This window comes from Rahnella sp. PCH160, assembly GCF_047784855.1.
Taxonomy (GTDB): Bacteria; Pseudomonadota; Gammaproteobacteria; order Enterobacterales; family Enterobacteriaceae; genus Rahnella.
The window spans coordinates 110,955-125,236 of record NZ_JBLOGT010000003.1 but is presented as its reverse complement, the minus strand read 5'-3'; the positions used below and the strand labels follow the sequence as shown (position 1 = coordinate 125,236).

Sequence of the window (14,282 nt, the reverse complement as noted above, 5' to 3'; positions counted from 1 at the left end):
TCAGGGAACGCTGAAATATGTCTAAATTCTTTATCGATCGCCCCATCTTTGCCTGGGTGATTGCCATCATTGTGATGCTCGCTGGCGCGATTTCCATCCTCAATCTGCCGGTTGAACAATATCCAAGCGTTGCGCCCCCGGCGGTGCAGATCCGCGCGCAGTATCCCGGCGCGGATGCGACGACTTTGCAGAACTCGGTAACGCAGGTCATCGAACAAAACATGAATGGCCTCGATGGCCTGATGTATATGTCATCGACCAGCGACTCTTCGGGCACGTTGCAGCTCACGCTGTCGTTCAAAACCGGCACCGATGCGGATATCGCGCAGGTTCAGGTGCAGAATAAATTGCAGCTTGCCACGCCGCTGTTGCCTTCTGAAGTTCAGCAGCAGGGGATCACCGTCAGAAAATCGTCCAGCACCTTCATGATGGTGGTCGGTTTTGTGAACAGCAACGGCACGATGACTCAGCAGGATATTTCGGATTACGTGGGCTCGAATATCAAAGATCCGATTAGCCGCATTGACGGCGTCGGCGATACGCAGATTTTCGGCTCGCAGTACGCTATGCGCATCTGGCTGGATCCGAACAAGCTGAACAATTTCCAGCTCACGCCGGTGGATGTCATCGCCGAGCTGAACACCCAGAATGCGCAGGTGGCCGCCGGGCAGATTGGCGGAGCACCGCCGGTGCCGGGGCAGCAGCTCAATGCTTCCCTGATTGCGCAAACCCGCCTGATTTCACCGGATGAATTCGGCGATATTTTGCTGAAAGTGAACGCCGACGGTTCTCAGGTGCGGTTGCATGATGTCGCCCGTATTGAGCGCGGCGGTGAGGATTATCAGTTTGTGGTGAAAATCAACGGACAACCGGCATCAGCATTGGGGATCCAGCTGGCAACCGGGGCTAACGCGCTTGATACCGCGGCGGCTGTGCGCACCGAACTGGAACAGCTGCGCCCGTTCTTCCCGGACGGCCTGCAGGTGGTGTATCCGTACGACACGACGCCGTTTATCAAAATCTCGATTAATGAGGTGGTGAAAACGCTGTTCGAAGCCATTGTGCTGGTGTTTCTGGTGATGTTCCTGTTCCTGCAAAACTTCCGCGCAACGCTGATCCCGACGATCGCCGTACCGGTAGTACTGCTGGGCACCTTCGGCATTCTGGCGGCCTGTGGTTTTACCATCAACACCCTGACCATGTTTGGCATGGTGCTGGCCATCGGCCTGCTGGTTGATGACGCCATTGTGGTGGTGGAGAACGTCGAGCGCGTAATGGCCGAGGAGGGGCTGTCGCCAAAAGCGGCGACGCGTAAATCAATGGAGCAGATCCAGGGCGCGCTGGTCGGCATTGCACTGGTGCTCTCGGCGGTGTTTGTGCCAATGGCATTCTTCGGCGGCACAACCGGCGTTATCTACCGTCAGTTCTCCATCACTATCGTGTCAGCAATGGCGCTGTCGGTGTTTGTTGCACTGATCCTCACGCCTGCGCTGTGCGTCACGTTGCTCAAACCTGTTACAAAAGGCGAACACGGCAAAACCACCGGATTCTTTGGCTGGTTCAACCGCAAGTTTGACCAGAGTACGCAGCATTACACGTCTTCGGTCGCGCGGATTTTACAAAGCTCCGGACGCTATATCGTGATTTATCTGCTGATCGTCGCGGGCATGGTGGCGATGTTTGTTCATCTGCCGACGTCTTTTCTGCCGGAAGAAGATCAGGGCGTACTGGCAACTCAGGCCATTTTACCGGCCGGTGCAACGCAGGAACGGACGCAGAAAGTGCTCGATACCATTACCGATCACTATCTGCATGACGAAAAAAGCAACGTGGCTAACGTTCTGACGGTCAACGGTTACGGATTTGCCGGACGCGGGCAGAACGTCGGCATTGCCTTTGTCGGCCTGAAAGACTGGAGCGAGCGGCCAGGGGATGACAACAAAGTCACCGCGATTGTGCAGCGTGCCAATGCGACGTTTTCAAAAATCATCGACGGCACCGTCGTGGCCTTTAATCTGCCGCCGATTATCGCGCTCGGTAACGCCACCGGTTTTGATTTTGAGCTGATCGACCGGGGCAATCTGGGGCACGAGAAACTGCTGGAAGCGCGTAACCAACTGCTGGCGCTGGCGGCTCAGCATCCTGACGTGCTGATGGCAGTGCGTGCGAACGGCATGGAAGATACGCCACAGTACAAAGTGACCATCGATCAGGAAAAAGCCAAAGCGCTGGGGCTGTCACTGGCGGATATCAACACAACGCTGTCCGCTGCGTGGGGCGGCAGTTATGTTAACGACTTCGTCGATAATGGCCGCGTCAAGAAAGTTTATGTGATGAGCGATGCGCAGTACCGCATGATGCCCGACGATCTCAACGACTGGTTCGTGCGTGCCACTAACGGCAAAATGGTACCGTTCGCCAGCTTCTCCACCGCAAAATGGGTTTACGGTTCACCGCGTCTGGAGCGCTATAACGGCCTGTCTTCTCTGGAGATCCTGGGTCAACCTGCACCGGGGAAAAGCTCGGGCGAAGCGATGGCGCTGATGGAAGAACTGGCGACGCAACTGCCAGCGGGTATCAGCCATGACTGGACGGGGATGTCCTATCAGGAACGCATGAGCGGCGAACAGGCACCGGCGCTGTATGCCATTTCGCTGGTGGTGGTTTTCCTCTGTCTGGCGGCATTGTATGAGAGCTGGTCGATCCCGTTCTCGGTCATGCTGGTGGTGCCGCTGGGCGTGGTCGGTGCGTTACTGGCGACCAGCCTGCGCGGGCTGAATAATGACGTGTACTTCGTGGTCGGGCTGCTGACCACAATCGGGCTGGCGGCCAAAAACGCCATCCTGATCGTCGAGTTCGCCAACGATCTGATGCTTAAAGAAGGCAAGCCGCTGATTGAAGCGACGCTGGAGGCGGTGCGGATGCGTTTACGCCCGATCCTGATGACCTCACTGGCGTTTATTCTCGGGGTTCTGCCGCTGGCGATCAGCAACGGTGCGGGTTCCGGCGCACAGAATGCCGTCGGTACCGGCGTGATGGGCGGGATGATTTCCGCCACGCTGCTCGCGATCTTCTTCGTGCCGGTATTTTTCGTGGTGGTGCGTCGTCGTTTTTCAAAATCAGTGACGCACACTGATGAGTAATCTGATCTCCGGTCTGAATCTCTGAGTATTCAACTGTCACACCTTCCAGGGCCTCGCGGGAAGGCGTAAGGATGACTCAGATTCATCGCGCCATCCTTCAATCTGGGAAAACATCGGTGCGGCCGCCGTGCCGGAAGGCGACTACGGTGCGGTGAGCGACGCACGGATGCACAACATTTCGGTCGATGCCTCGGGGAGAATCGGCTGGGAAACCAATACATTGCAATACGAGGATCGCCCACCCGCGCACGTCATCGAGGTCCTGACGGAAAGAGCGAGCAATGCCTATCGCGCCTTCCTTCGTGAGATGAAAATATCCTACATCATCGCGGGCAAGGATCATCTGGATTGCAGATTGACCGTAGAAAAACTGAAATCCCTTTTCAAGATCGAGACACTTATGCTTTCTGGCGGCGGCTTCATCAACTGGTCGTTCCTGCAGGCAGGTGTTGTGGATGAACTCAGCCTAGTGATCGCACCATTGGCCGATGGCGAGAACGATTCGGTCACCCTGTTCGCGAAATCCGACTATCTGCCCGATCATGCCCCTGTTGAGTTTGCCCTGAAAAGCGCTGAAGTTGGTCAAGGTGGCACTGTCTGGCTGCGCTACACCGTCAACAACGACAAGCAGTAACACATTTTGCGGCTTTGCTTCTCCGGTGCGAATGCCGCGGTTTATTCACATAGCATGAAGGCGCCATCGACGACGAGAACCGTAGTGTAATGATGTGATGGAGGCCCCATTCTAACGTAGTCAGTGTCATACTTTTATTGACTGAATTAATCTGGGACTAACACCACGTGAACACGATCAGGTTAGATGGATTTTACGCGTATCGAAAACAGATTTAGCTCGTTAATAATGCACTCAGGTTCTTCACTGAAAGGCATGTTGTTCAAATCTAAAACCCCATCATTTTTTTGAGGGTTATCTGCCTGCAAGTCCGTAAAGAGAGGTGTAAAATCCAGTTGTGCTTCCCCTCGCTCAGCGACCAGCTCAAACGTTTTATTTTTTGCCGCATCGTTGGTCAGGGCACTGACCAGAACCTGGGCGATTTGCTCCCGGGATATCACACCATCTTCCGGTGTTCCCGCATGGCGACGATCTCCCTGAAGCATAACGATTCTGTGCTCATCATCATTGTTGTAATCAAACCAGCCGGGCCTGACGATGGTATAGGGATGACCACTCGCCCTGATCAGACGTTCGGAACGTCTTTTCCAGTCATGAACGTTAGTGCGTTGATTCAAAGTGCTGAGCCGTTCAGTCACACCAATCGTGGTCATTAAGCCGATGCGAACAGGCGTATTCTTGAATATTCGTAAAATGTTACGCACACCGCCGTAATCTATCGCTCTGGCACCAATACGACCCAGGCAATCAGAACCGAGAGTGAAGATGATGGCATCAATATTTTTCGGCAAATCGGTGAGTGTTTCAGGCATTGAAACATCGCCGTAAAAAACATCCGCTCCACGAGGAAGCAATTTTACTTTGCGCTTATTTCTGACGAGCGCTACGGGCTGATGGCCCATTTCAATCGCGGTATTTATGACATGAAGGCCAATGCTTCCTGTCGCCCCAGCAACGAGTATTCTCATGATAAACCTTCTGATAATTCAGACTTATTTTCGATACAGTCAGAATATCAATTATCATTATTGTCATTAATGAGGCTAAAATGATTGTGTCTATGAACACCCTTCATGAGTGTGCGGTGAAGGGAATACCTCCAAAAGGAAATCGCCGATGCTCAAAGAAAACTTCAACGAACTGCAAATCTTTCTTGTGGTGGCAAGGGAGCGAAGTTTTACCAAAGCGGCGGGCAAACTGGGTGTTTCTCAGTCTGCACTCAGCCATGCGATGAAGGCACTTGAGGAAAGACTAAACATCCGCCTTCTGACCCGCACGACCCGAAGCGTAGCCCCTACAGAGGCCGGTGAGAGGATTATTGCCTGCCTTGAACCTCGTATTGACGATCTTGAACAGGAGCTGGAATCGCTTGTTCAACTAAACGGTACAGCCTCCGGCAATATCCGTTTATCTGCCGGGGAGCATGCCGCGCGAAGTTTGGTTTGGCCGAAGTTAAAACCCTTCCTCAGGGAATATCCGGAAATTAATCTCGAACTGGTGGTTGATAACGGCTTTGTCGATATTGTTGAGGGGCGTTTTAATGCCGGGATCCGTCTGGGCGAAAGCGTGGATAAGGATATGATCGCGGTGAGGATTGGACCGGAAATGCGAATGGCAGTGGTGGGAGCACCGTCCTATTTTGCCGCTAGCCCCGTACCCGAAACACCGCACGAGCTACAAAACCATCGGTGTATCAATATGCGCCTGCCGACTGCCGGTGGACTTTACCACTGGGAGTTTGAGAAGGATGGGAAACCGTTACGGGTCAGAGTGGAAGGGCAGGTAACTTTTAATCTGCAGGCGGAAAGGATTGATGCTGCTTTATCCGGTTTTGGCATCGCCTGTATACCTGAAGAAAGGGTGCAGGATTATATAAAGTCAGGAGAGCTTATTCAGGTTCTGCAGGACTGGTGTCCGTCTTTCCCCGGATATTATCTTTACTACCCCAGCCGTGAGCAGCATCCGCCCGCTTTTGCGCTGATGATCGATGCACTTCGCTACCAGGAATAAAGGGTCCGCCAATCGCAGCGGACCCGTCCGGGTATTAACGGCCTGTGCGAGCCTGATGCTCAGGAGAGTAACGTTCGCCGACGATTTTAATCGTTTCAAGCGCCTGGGTTATCTGCTGCGAGTCATCCTGCGAAAGCATGATGTCGGCTGAGCCTAGGTTTTCTTCCAGCCGGTGCAGTTTGGTGGTGCCCGGAATAGGAACAATCCACGGCTTTTGTGCCAGCAGCCATGCCAGTGCGATTTGTGCAGACGTCACACCTTTCCCTGCAGCCAGTTCACCTAATAAAGAGACCAGCTTTTCATTGGCTTCAATCGCTTGCGCGGCGAAACGCGGTACTGTGCTGCGGTAATCATCCTTGCCAAACGTCGTTCCTGGTTTAATCGACCCCGTCAGGAAACCTTTACCTAATGGGCTGAAGGGGACAAAACCAATGCCCAGCTCCTCCAGCAACGGCAGGATCTCCTGCTCAGGCTCGCGCCACCACATGGAGTATTCGCTTTGCAGCGCAGTGACCGGTTGTACAGCATGCGCACGACGAATGGTTTGTGCGCCAGCTTCGGACAGACCGAAATGTTTAACTTTGCCTTCTGCAATCAGATCTTTCACCGTCCCCGCAACATCCTCAACAGGCACATCTGGATCGACGCGGTGCTGATACAGCAGATCAATAACGTCTGTTTTAAGACGGCGTAATGATCCTTCAACGGCTTCACGGATATGCTCCGGACGGCTGTTTAAAATCTGCTGCTTGTTGTCATCGCCGAAGGTAAAACCAAATTTGGTGGCGATAACCACGCGGTCGCGAAAGGGCTTTAAGGCTTCGCCGACAACCTCTTCATTAAGGAAGGGGCCATACACTTCGGCGGTATCGAAGAACGTGACGCCACGTTCAACCGCAGCACGAATGAGTTCGATAGCCTGACGGGTATTGGTCGCCGGGCCGTAGCCGTGACTGAGCCCCATGCAACCGAGTCCAAGAGCGGAGACTTCGAGTCCGGATTTACCCAGATAACGTTTTTGCATTGAATGAATACCTCTTTTATCGCGGTTTAAACGTCAAGTTTGCGACCAGTCAGCCATTCCACCCTCGCCGGGTCGCGGTGAGAGAAGAAGGCGCTGGTTGCGGTATCAAGGGCGGCAATCTGCAACATATCCTCAGGACTGAGTTCAAAATCGAGAATGTTGATGTTCTCTTCCATTCGTTCTTTTCGCACCGATTTGGCCAGAGAAACGATGCCTCGCTGGAAGATCCAACGCAGTACAACCTGGCCCACGCTTTTGCCGTACTTCTGACCAATTGCCGTTAACACGGGATGCTGGAACAGGCCATTTTTACCCTCAGCAAACGGTGCCCAGGCTTCCGGCTGAATACCACGGCTTTGATTCCATGGAACGGCATGCAGCTGCTGGTTGAAGGGGTTAACTTCAATCTGGTTTACCGCAGGGGCAACCTTGTTGAAGGCGATAAGATCGGCCAGTCTGTCTGGATGGAAGTTGCTGACGCCAATGGCGCGAATTTTGCCTGCCTGCAGCAATTCTTCCATGGCACGCCAGGCACCATGAACATCACCGTAAGGCTGGTGAATCAGGTACAGGTCAACGTAATCAAGTTGCAGCCGATTCAGAGAGCGTTCGAACTGTGCTTTAGCACCTTCGTAATGGGTATCGTGCAGCCAAAGTTTGGTTGTTACAAAGAGTTCGTTACGGGCGATACCGGTCTGTTTCAGTGCGTTCCCGACCGGGGTTTCGTTCTGGTAGGCCGCGGCGGTATCAATCAGGCGATAACCGATTTCAATGGCATCAATAACGGCACGCTCGCATTCTGCGGCGTCCGTCATCTGGAAGACACCAAAGCCCAGCAGGGGCATTTCAATACCGTTGTTCAGTTTTACTGTTTGCATGTCTTTATCCTTCAACTGTTGTCCAGGAAAAGCATAACGCAGAGTGATTTATTCGATTAGATGGAGTAATTAGCTAGGGTTTATTAGATGTATTCATTAATTTGGGGCTGGCGGTCTGCTTTATGTGCGAAGCAGACCGTCACATTCAACGCTTTTCAGCCAGATTTGCCCACTTTATTTTTTTTATAAAGATGGTTTTTGTATTGAGCCTTCAATAATGAAGGCTCGCTATTATCTCGTCCTACTGCAGATTTTTCTCCTTCAGGAATTTACTCACCAAATCAGCAATCTGCACATTATTCAAATCAGAGAACGGGAAGTGGGTATTACCTTTGATCCCTACCTCTGGCAGATGCGTCACAGTCACATCCCCGCCATGCTTGTTCACCACGTCACGCCACTCACGAGCCATCGCCAGACGTACGCGCCAGCTGTCCTGCGCAGGCATGGCGACAGGTTTATCCGGTATGTTATCGCCGTAAATAATCAGAATCGGGATTTTGGTCAGTGCCATAAACTGCTCCACCGGAACAGGCTCACCCTTCAGCGTGTCGAACGCACTTGGCATAGGGGCAGGGAGTTCTTTTTCCGGGAAGACAAAGCTGCTGCCAGGCTCGAAGGCGACAATGGCTTTGATCTTGTCGTTTTTCATCGCCGTATACCAGCCCGCTCCGCCACCCTGAGAGTGGGTGAAGAGGATAGCCGGGCCGGATTTGTCCACTACGGCGGACATCGCATCAGAGATAACATTGATATCAAACGGCCCGGTATTCGGGGTCATCTGACGGAAGTACTGATTCAGCGCTTCTTTGTCGTGAGAGAACTGAACGCCTTTAAACTGCTCTGGCCACACGCCTACGCGGAACTGGTTAAACCACATCTGCTCATCGGGTTTTGGCGAAACAGTACCTTCTACAGTAGTGCGCCCGGCGCTGCCCCGGCGTGGCTGATCGACAAGATAGGTTGAGAAGCCACGACGCAGGAATATGTTCTGGAACCCTTCGCGACCATCCGGAGTGCTTTCCCACGTACGGGAGAACTGACCTGCGCCGTGCAGCATGACAATAGGGTATTTATGGGGATTTTCCGGGATTTGGTAGAACACAGATGCATGATCGCCATGATAAGTTTGGCCAGCAGAATCCAGCGGCTTTTTCGCGTCAAATTTCCCTGGTGCGGTGATAATAGTACCGCCAGCGGAAAAGCTTCCTTGTTCCTGAATAACCAGTGGCTCGGCATATACCGACTGAGCCACCAGGCCACCCGCCATCACGCAAATGGCCAGCGTTTTTAAGATCGTCTTCAAGAATACATCCTCTTTTATGTTTGCCGTTCAATCATATCTGAGTTGTCAGCGTTAATTATTTAGTACCCCTGATTGCCCTTATTTGGCAAACTCATGAATGCGGACGATTAGCCGCGTATGGTTTCTAACCAACTGGTGACAGTTTCTGTGGTTCTTCGCTCCTGATCGCATTCAATGACCAGTGGTTTTTCCCGGCGGGCGGTTGCGGCCAAACTTGCGAGGATGTCGTCGCTGTCCCCTTTACCGTAGCCGCCGTGAGTAATGAAGGGAATGAGTAATTTGCCCGCAAGGTTATGGCTGCTGAGAAACGTTTGTACTACCGGCGGCACGCTGGTTCCCCAGATGGGAAAGCCTAAATACACGGTCTCATAGCGTGAGATATCTGCGACGCTATTTTTTAATGCCGGTTTTACTCCCCGCTCACGCTCATTTTTCGCCTGTTCAACGGTCTGAAAATAGTCTTCGGGATAAGGTGTGGCTGGTTCGATTTTAAACATATCGGTGTTCAGGCTGCGGTGAATGACACCCGCAATCACCTGAGTGTTACCGCTGCGGGAAAAGTACGCCACCAGCATACGGCTTTTACCCTGCACGTTTGCGTTTTTGGTAGCAGCTGATACCAGGGAGACGTTCGCCAGCGTGAGCCCGGCAAGCGCGGTGATCAACATTCTGCGGTTGGGATCATGCTCCATAATCAACTCCTAATTGTTTGCGAGCGCCTGTTGCAGCGCCTTTTCAGCGCGTAAAGCAGCATCATTTTCGCCATGTTCGCGCAGATCCTGTGCAAGCTGGCGCAGCTGTGATGCCGTCAGGCCGACCCGCATGCTTGCTCGTGTATGCGATAGCAGTTGTGCCTCAACACCCGGAGTAGCCGCTAATGCGCCAACCGTTGCCAGCTCGCGGCTTTGCCAGTCGAGGTTATCGCGGGCGAAAATGTCGCCGAACAGATGCGTTTGCAGGAACTGATTAATGACCGGGGCAAAATCAAACAGAGGTCCCTGGACAAGAGTGCCTGAGATTTTAGACTGGTTTGCAGTACCGACACGGCGAAGCTCGTCCCCGACAGGGATGGGGGCGACCGGATCTTTACCTTCAACGTCTTCAATGCCACGTTGTTTACGCGCTTCGACGACCTTCATCAGTTCACTAAGTGCATTCAGGCTACGGGGGAAGCCCGTGTAGGCATAAAGCTGGACAAGAATCTCTTTGGTTTCGTTTATGGTGAGTCCTGCATCAAGTCCCTGATTCAGCGCTGCATTCAGCTTATCCATCTGACTGCTGGTCATCGATGCCGCAATCAGTGGGATGGCGTGCTGGCGAGCCGACAGCGTATCAGAAACGGTTTGTTCGTGGTTCATTTCTGAGGCTCCTTTATTGACGGGCGCAGCATTTGCCGTGAGACCAAAACCAAAGGTCAGCAGTACCGCTGCCGTTAATGCCTTAATGGGCGTGGTATTGTTCATCTGTCACTTTCTCCATCCATTTAACGCTTTTGCCATCCACAATCCCGGTTATCGCCAGATGTGTCATCGCGCTGCCAGGCGCTGCCCCGTGCCAGTGTTTGACTCCCGCCGGGCAAGAGACAACATCACCAGCGCGGATTACCTGCACCGGCTGGCCTTCTTGTTGGGTGAGCCCAACACCAGAGGTCACAATCAGCCGCTGACCTGCCGGATGCGTATGCCATGCTGAACGGGCACCCGGTTCAAAGGTGACATAAGCCCCTGACACATTGATGTCGTTATCAGGCTTGAAGAGAGGATCAACCCGGACGCGACCGGTAAAGTTCTCTGCAGGCCCATGCACCGCGTTCTGACTTCCTGCGGGTGCAATATGGACAGCGGGATTTTGCTCCGCAGCCCAGGATGAACATGTGAAGAGGGGCAGTAACAGCCCCAGGTAACGTAAATGTCCGATCATGCAAAGCGTCCTTATCAATGAAGAGGGGGATTGCCTGCAATGATTCTATCGAGGGGCAATGACGTCAGGCTGACGCCCCCCTGACAATTCTGTCAGTTAGCCCTGATCCCGGCTCAGTGCCGGAGTGAGCATTGTCCGCCGTTTTATCCGCTTGCATCGCAAAGGTGAGGCCAAATGTATTGATGCCATCTTCACTACGCGCAAAGACATCCCCACGGTGCATAATGGCGACGGCGCGTACGATTGATAAACCCAGCCCATGCTGGGTATCACTCCTGGCTCTGGATGTGTCGACGCGATAAAAGCGCTCAAAAAGCCGATGTAAGTGCTCTGGTGCTATTGGGTCGCCAGGGTTAGAAACTTCAACACAGGCTTGATTGTTTTTTTCGTTTAACCGCACCGTCACCGTGCTATTGGGAAGTGAATGTCTTGCGCTATTTTCAAGCAGATTAGCCAGTGAGCGGTGGAACAGTCGCCGGTCGATGTGCGCCGTGACGTCGCCCTCAACATCCAGAGAGAGCTGTTTTTCAGCAAAAGAGGGGTCAACATAATCCGCTGTTTTCAGGGTTTCTTCCCGCAGGGACACCTGCGTAAGTTGGGAAGCATGTTCACCCGCGTGGGCATGAGACAGGAACAGCATGTCGTTAACTATAGATGTCATACGTTCAAGCTCTTCCAGATTGGAACCCAGTAACTCTTCCAGTTCATCATGCGAGCGTCGGCGCGAGAGACCCAGTTGCGTCTGACCAATCAGGTTAGTCAGCGGTGTACGGAGTTCATGAGCAACGTCGGCGTTAAAGCTTTCGAGCTGTCGCCAGGCGATTTCCTGACGCTCTAACACACCGTTAAATGATGACGCCAGTTGCTGCAGTTCTTCGGGCAAATCGCGGGTATTCAGGCGCTGTCCATGGTCACTGGGTGCGAGTTGCTGTGCCTGTTTACTGAGAGCCTTAACTGGACGAAGACCGATCCGTGAAACAACGTATCCCAGCAAGGCGACAATCACGACGCCCAGTGCGGCAATGATCAGCAATGTACGCGTGAACGCATCGAGTGTTCCCATGTACGGCGTGGAATCGATGGCAACCACATAGTGCAGCTCCGGCCTTTCACCGTTCGCGGGGATGGTTTTCACTAACAGGAACAGTGAGCATGCACCTTCCGATGCGCCGGGCACTTTATTAAAGCCCTCCTGCAAAGAAGACCACTGAACACCCACCGGTGGTGTTCCCCCATGCTAAAGTGTGGGTTATCGCTCACTATCCAGTAGCGAACACGCTCACCTTCAGAATTGGTTAACACAGTGAATTTATTGGCAAGCGTCAACCAGCCGTCAGCCGACGTTCGTGCGGTGATCCACGGACTCATTAATGACTCCCTGAACAACAGCTCGTTGTGCATCTGCTTTTGCAAAGAGTCATGCAGGGAACTTCTTAGCAGGATGCCAATAACGGACACAATCAGCAGCGCGGATAAGGCAAACATCAGCGCCAGGTGAACTGAGATGGAACGCTTAAGCATGCTTGCCCCTTCATTTATTCAGGCCGGACTTCAAGGACATACCCCATGCCACGAACGGTATGTAACAGTTTTACGTCGAACGGGGCATCAACTTTGCCCCGCAAACGTTTAATGGCGACTTCAACCACGTTGGCATCGCTGTCAAAATTCATGTCCCATATCTGCTCAGCAATCATCATCTTTGACAAAATCTCCCCCTGATGCCGGGAAAGAAGGCTCAACAGGGAAAATTCTTTCGCGGTCAGTTCCAGTCGCGTTCCGGCGCGAAATACCCGGCGAGCCAGTAGGTCGAGATGCAGATCGTGAATTTGCAGTTGGGTGATGTCTGCGCCATCCGTAGAGCGGCGGCGCACCAGTGCCTGAATACGCGCCACCAGTTCAATAAGCGAAAAGGGCTTGGGCAGATAATCATCCGCGCCAAGACGTAGCCCTTTAACGCGCTCGTCGACCGATCCGCGAGCCGAGAGCATCAGCACCGGCGTCTGTTTGACTGCTCGCACACCCTCAAGCACCCGGTAGCCGTCCATCCCCGGCAACATCACATCAAGGATTATCGCGTCGTAGTCGAACTCCAGGGCGTAATGAAGACCTTCAGCGCCATCTGCAGAGACATCTACCGTAAACCCGGACTCACCCAGTGCACGGGCGAGATAGATTGACGTTTTTTCTTCATCTTCGACTAACAACAGACGCATAACGGGACTTCCTCTTAACTTTTCAACGGTGCTTCACCATCAGAATAAACCTGCACAGCATCCGGCAGACGTTGACCCTGGATAGTAATGGCATCCAGTGAGCGGGTGAGCTCGGTCATCTCAGCGGAAGTTTGTCGGGTGAGAAGCGCGTTTCTGTTGCGCGGAAATCACCGGCAGCGAACCGGGTATTCTCATCAATGCAGCCCGTTAAAAACTGCACACCAAGCGGACTCCATGGCACGAACCCAATTCCCAGCTCTTCACACACCGGAAGCACTTGTTTTTCAGGCCCGCGCCAGAGCATGGAGTATTCACTTTGCACGGCGGTAACGGGTAATGCTGCATGGGCGCGTCTCAACGTGTTGATGCCCATTTCAGAAAGACCCCAGTGCAGGACTTTTCCTTGATCCATTAAATCTTTAACCACACCGGCGACATCTTCGATCGGGAGCTGTGGATCAACCCGGTGTTGATACAGTAAATCGATACGATCGGTACGAAGGCGTTTGAGCATATTGTCGACGACCTGCCTGATATGCTCCGGCCTGCTGTTAAGGCCCGGCAGACGCTTACCCGTCTGTTGGTCAATGTTCCAGCCAAACTTGGTGGCAATAACGATTTTGTCCCTGAACGGGGCGACGCCTTCCCCAAGAATTTTTTCGACTTCAAATGGGCCGTAGGCTTCGGCTGCGTCGAAGAACGTCACTCCTTCATCAAATGCCCGGTGGATAACATTGACCATTTCGGGACGCCAGGGAACCGAGGTGTCGTATTTGCGACTCATGTTCTGGACACCCAGACCGACGGCAGAGACTTCCAGCTTCCCGAGTTTACGCTTGCCTGGAGCAGCAAGGCGTTGGCTGGGTTGCCTAGATGAATCGATCCGAGAGGATTGGCTCGCCGCTGATACGTGCGGAATTAGCGAGGCGGCGGCAATACCGGCCCCGGCGACTAATAGCTTGCGCCGCTCTGGCATTGTTGGGCCATTCTTGCTATTCATTGATCGCTCCGCTTCTCAGAAAATTGAACATGAATCTCATTTAAGCGAGACCATTCTGCGGCGTGATTGCCAACATAAAGCTGACGGCTACCTGACAGCATTGTCAGAAATACCTACCTATCCCTGTCTGTTTCCTGACAAAAATGTTATT

12 protein-coding genes and 1 pseudogene are annotated in these 14,282 nt (G+C 53.0%); 3 read left to right on the top strand and 10 right to left on the bottom strand.

Going from position 1 to position 14,282, the window contains the following annotated elements; all coding sequences use genetic code 11:
• Positions 1–17 precede the first annotated feature (17 nt).
• The gene (locus ACM5QY_RS26110; RefSeq protein WP_416123526.1) at positions 18–3,143 is read left to right on the top strand and encodes an efflux RND transporter permease subunit; all 3,126 of its coding nucleotides are present in this window, start codon (positions 18–20) and stop codon (positions 3,141–3,143) included.
• Between the two features lie 127 nt (positions 3,144–3,270).
• Positions 3,271–3,777 carry a dihydrofolate reductase family protein gene (locus ACM5QY_RS26105; protein WP_416123525.1) on the top strand — a complete coding sequence of 169 codons (507 nt, stop codon included), beginning with the start codon at positions 3,271–3,273 and terminating at the stop codon, positions 3,775–3,777.
• 182 nt (positions 3,778–3,959) lie between these two features.
• Here the strand turns inward: ACM5QY_RS26105 and ACM5QY_RS26100 are convergent, their stop codons facing one another.
• On the bottom strand, positions 3,960–4,745 hold the full coding sequence (locus ACM5QY_RS26100; protein ID WP_416123524.1) for an SDR family oxidoreductase: 786 nt from the start codon (positions 4,743–4,745) through the stop codon (positions 3,960–3,962).
• Between the two features lie 148 nt (positions 4,746–4,893).
• Here ACM5QY_RS26100 and ACM5QY_RS26095 point away from each other — a divergent pair, with 148 nt between their 5' ends.
• Positions 4,894–5,787 carry a LysR family transcriptional regulator gene (locus ACM5QY_RS26095; RefSeq protein WP_416123523.1) on the top strand — a complete coding sequence of 298 codons (894 nt, stop codon included), beginning with the start codon at positions 4,894–4,896 and terminating at the stop codon, positions 5,785–5,787.
• Between the two features lie 34 nt (positions 5,788–5,821).
• On the opposite strand, the gene ACM5QY_RS26090 is transcribed toward ACM5QY_RS26095, so the two are convergent.
• From ACM5QY_RS26090 to ACM5QY_RS26050, 9 genes and pseudogenes are all read right to left on the bottom strand, one after another.
• Positions 5,822–6,811 carry an aldo/keto reductase gene (locus tag ACM5QY_RS26090; protein WP_416123522.1) on the bottom strand — a complete coding sequence of 330 codons (990 nt, stop codon included), beginning with the start codon at positions 6,809–6,811 and terminating at the stop codon, positions 5,822–5,824.
• A 26-nt stretch (positions 6,812–6,837) separates the two neighbouring features.
• On the bottom strand, positions 6,838–7,689 hold the full coding sequence (locus ACM5QY_RS26085) for an aldo/keto reductase (protein ID WP_416123521.1): 852 nt from the start codon (positions 7,687–7,689) through the stop codon (positions 6,838–6,840).
• A gap of 241 nt (positions 7,690–7,930) precedes the next feature.
• The gene (locus tag ACM5QY_RS26080; RefSeq protein ID WP_416123520.1) at positions 7,931–8,995 is read right to left on the bottom strand and encodes an alpha/beta hydrolase; all 1,065 of its coding nucleotides are present in this window, start codon (positions 8,993–8,995) and stop codon (positions 7,931–7,933) included.
• Positions 8,996–9,102: 107 nt separating this feature from the next.
• Positions 9,103–9,687, bottom strand: coding sequence for a flavodoxin (locus tag ACM5QY_RS26075; RefSeq protein WP_416123519.1), 585 nt, complete (start codon positions 9,685–9,687; stop codon positions 9,103–9,105).
• A gap of 9 nt (positions 9,688–9,696) precedes the next feature.
• A complete protein-coding gene (locus ACM5QY_RS26070) occupies positions 9,697–10,458 on the bottom strand; it encodes a carboxymuconolactone decarboxylase family protein (RefSeq protein WP_416123518.1) in 762 nt (253 codons plus the stop codon).
• Positions 10,436–10,915, bottom strand: a complete 480-nt coding sequence (locus ACM5QY_RS26065; protein ID WP_416123517.1) for a (R)-mandelonitrile lyase — start codon at positions 10,913–10,915, stop codon at positions 10,436–10,438. Before ACM5QY_RS26065 ends, ACM5QY_RS26070 begins: the two co-directional genes overlap by 23 nt.
• Before the next feature lie 64 nt (positions 10,916–10,979).
• A pseudogene (locus ACM5QY_RS26060) lies at positions 10,980–12,436 on the bottom strand (heavy metal sensor histidine kinase).
• Between the two features lie 14 nt (positions 12,437–12,450).
• Positions 12,451–13,131, bottom strand: coding sequence for a heavy metal response regulator transcription factor (locus ACM5QY_RS26055; protein ID WP_416123516.1), 681 nt, complete (start codon positions 13,129–13,131; stop codon positions 12,451–12,453).
• A gap of 115 nt (positions 13,132–13,246) precedes the next feature.
• On the bottom strand, positions 13,247–14,131 hold the full coding sequence (locus tag ACM5QY_RS26050) for an aldo/keto reductase (RefSeq protein WP_463366402.1): 885 nt from the start codon (positions 14,129–14,131) through the stop codon (positions 13,247–13,249).
• Between the last annotated feature and the right edge of the window lie 151 nt (positions 14,132–14,282).

What these genes read in the sequence shown, in the direction of transcription:
- ACM5QY_RS26100 (WP_416123524.1), bottom strand. Translation starts at nt 4,745, where the DNA reads ATGAGAATACTCGTTGCTGGGGCGACAGGAAGCATTGGCCTTCATGTC.
- ACM5QY_RS26075 (WP_416123519.1), bottom strand. Translation starts at nt 9,687, where the DNA reads ATGGAGCATGATCCCAACCGCAGAATGTTGATCACCGCGCTTGCCGGG.
- ACM5QY_RS26090 (WP_416123522.1), bottom strand. Translation starts at nt 6,811, where the DNA reads ATGCAAAAACGTTATCTGGGTAAATCCGGACTCGAAGTCTCCGCTCTT.
- ACM5QY_RS26085 (WP_416123521.1), bottom strand. Translation starts at nt 7,689, where the DNA reads ATGCAAACAGTAAAACTGAACAACGGTATTGAAATGCCCCTGCTGGGC.
- ACM5QY_RS26070 (WP_416123518.1), bottom strand. Translation starts at nt 10,458, where the DNA reads ATGAACAATACCACGCCCATTAAGGCATTAACGGCAGCGGTACTGCTG.
- ACM5QY_RS26065 (WP_416123517.1), bottom strand. Translation starts at nt 10,915, where the DNA reads ATGATCGGACATTTACGTTACCTGGGGCTGTTACTGCCCCTCTTCACA.
- ACM5QY_RS26095 (WP_416123523.1), top strand. Translation starts at nt 4,894, where the DNA reads ATGCTCAAAGAAAACTTCAACGAACTGCAAATCTTTCTTGTGGTGGCA.
- ACM5QY_RS26110 (WP_416123526.1), top strand. Translation starts at nt 18, where the DNA reads ATGTCTAAATTCTTTATCGATCGCCCCATCTTTGCCTGGGTGATTGCC.
- ACM5QY_RS26055 (WP_416123516.1), bottom strand. Translation starts at nt 13,131, where the DNA reads ATGCGTCTGTTGTTAGTCGAAGATGAAGAAAAAACGTCAATCTATCTC.
- ACM5QY_RS26050 (WP_463366402.1), bottom strand. Translation starts at nt 14,131, where the DNA reads ATGAATAGCAAGAATGGCCCAACAATGCCAGAGCGGCGCAAGCTATTA.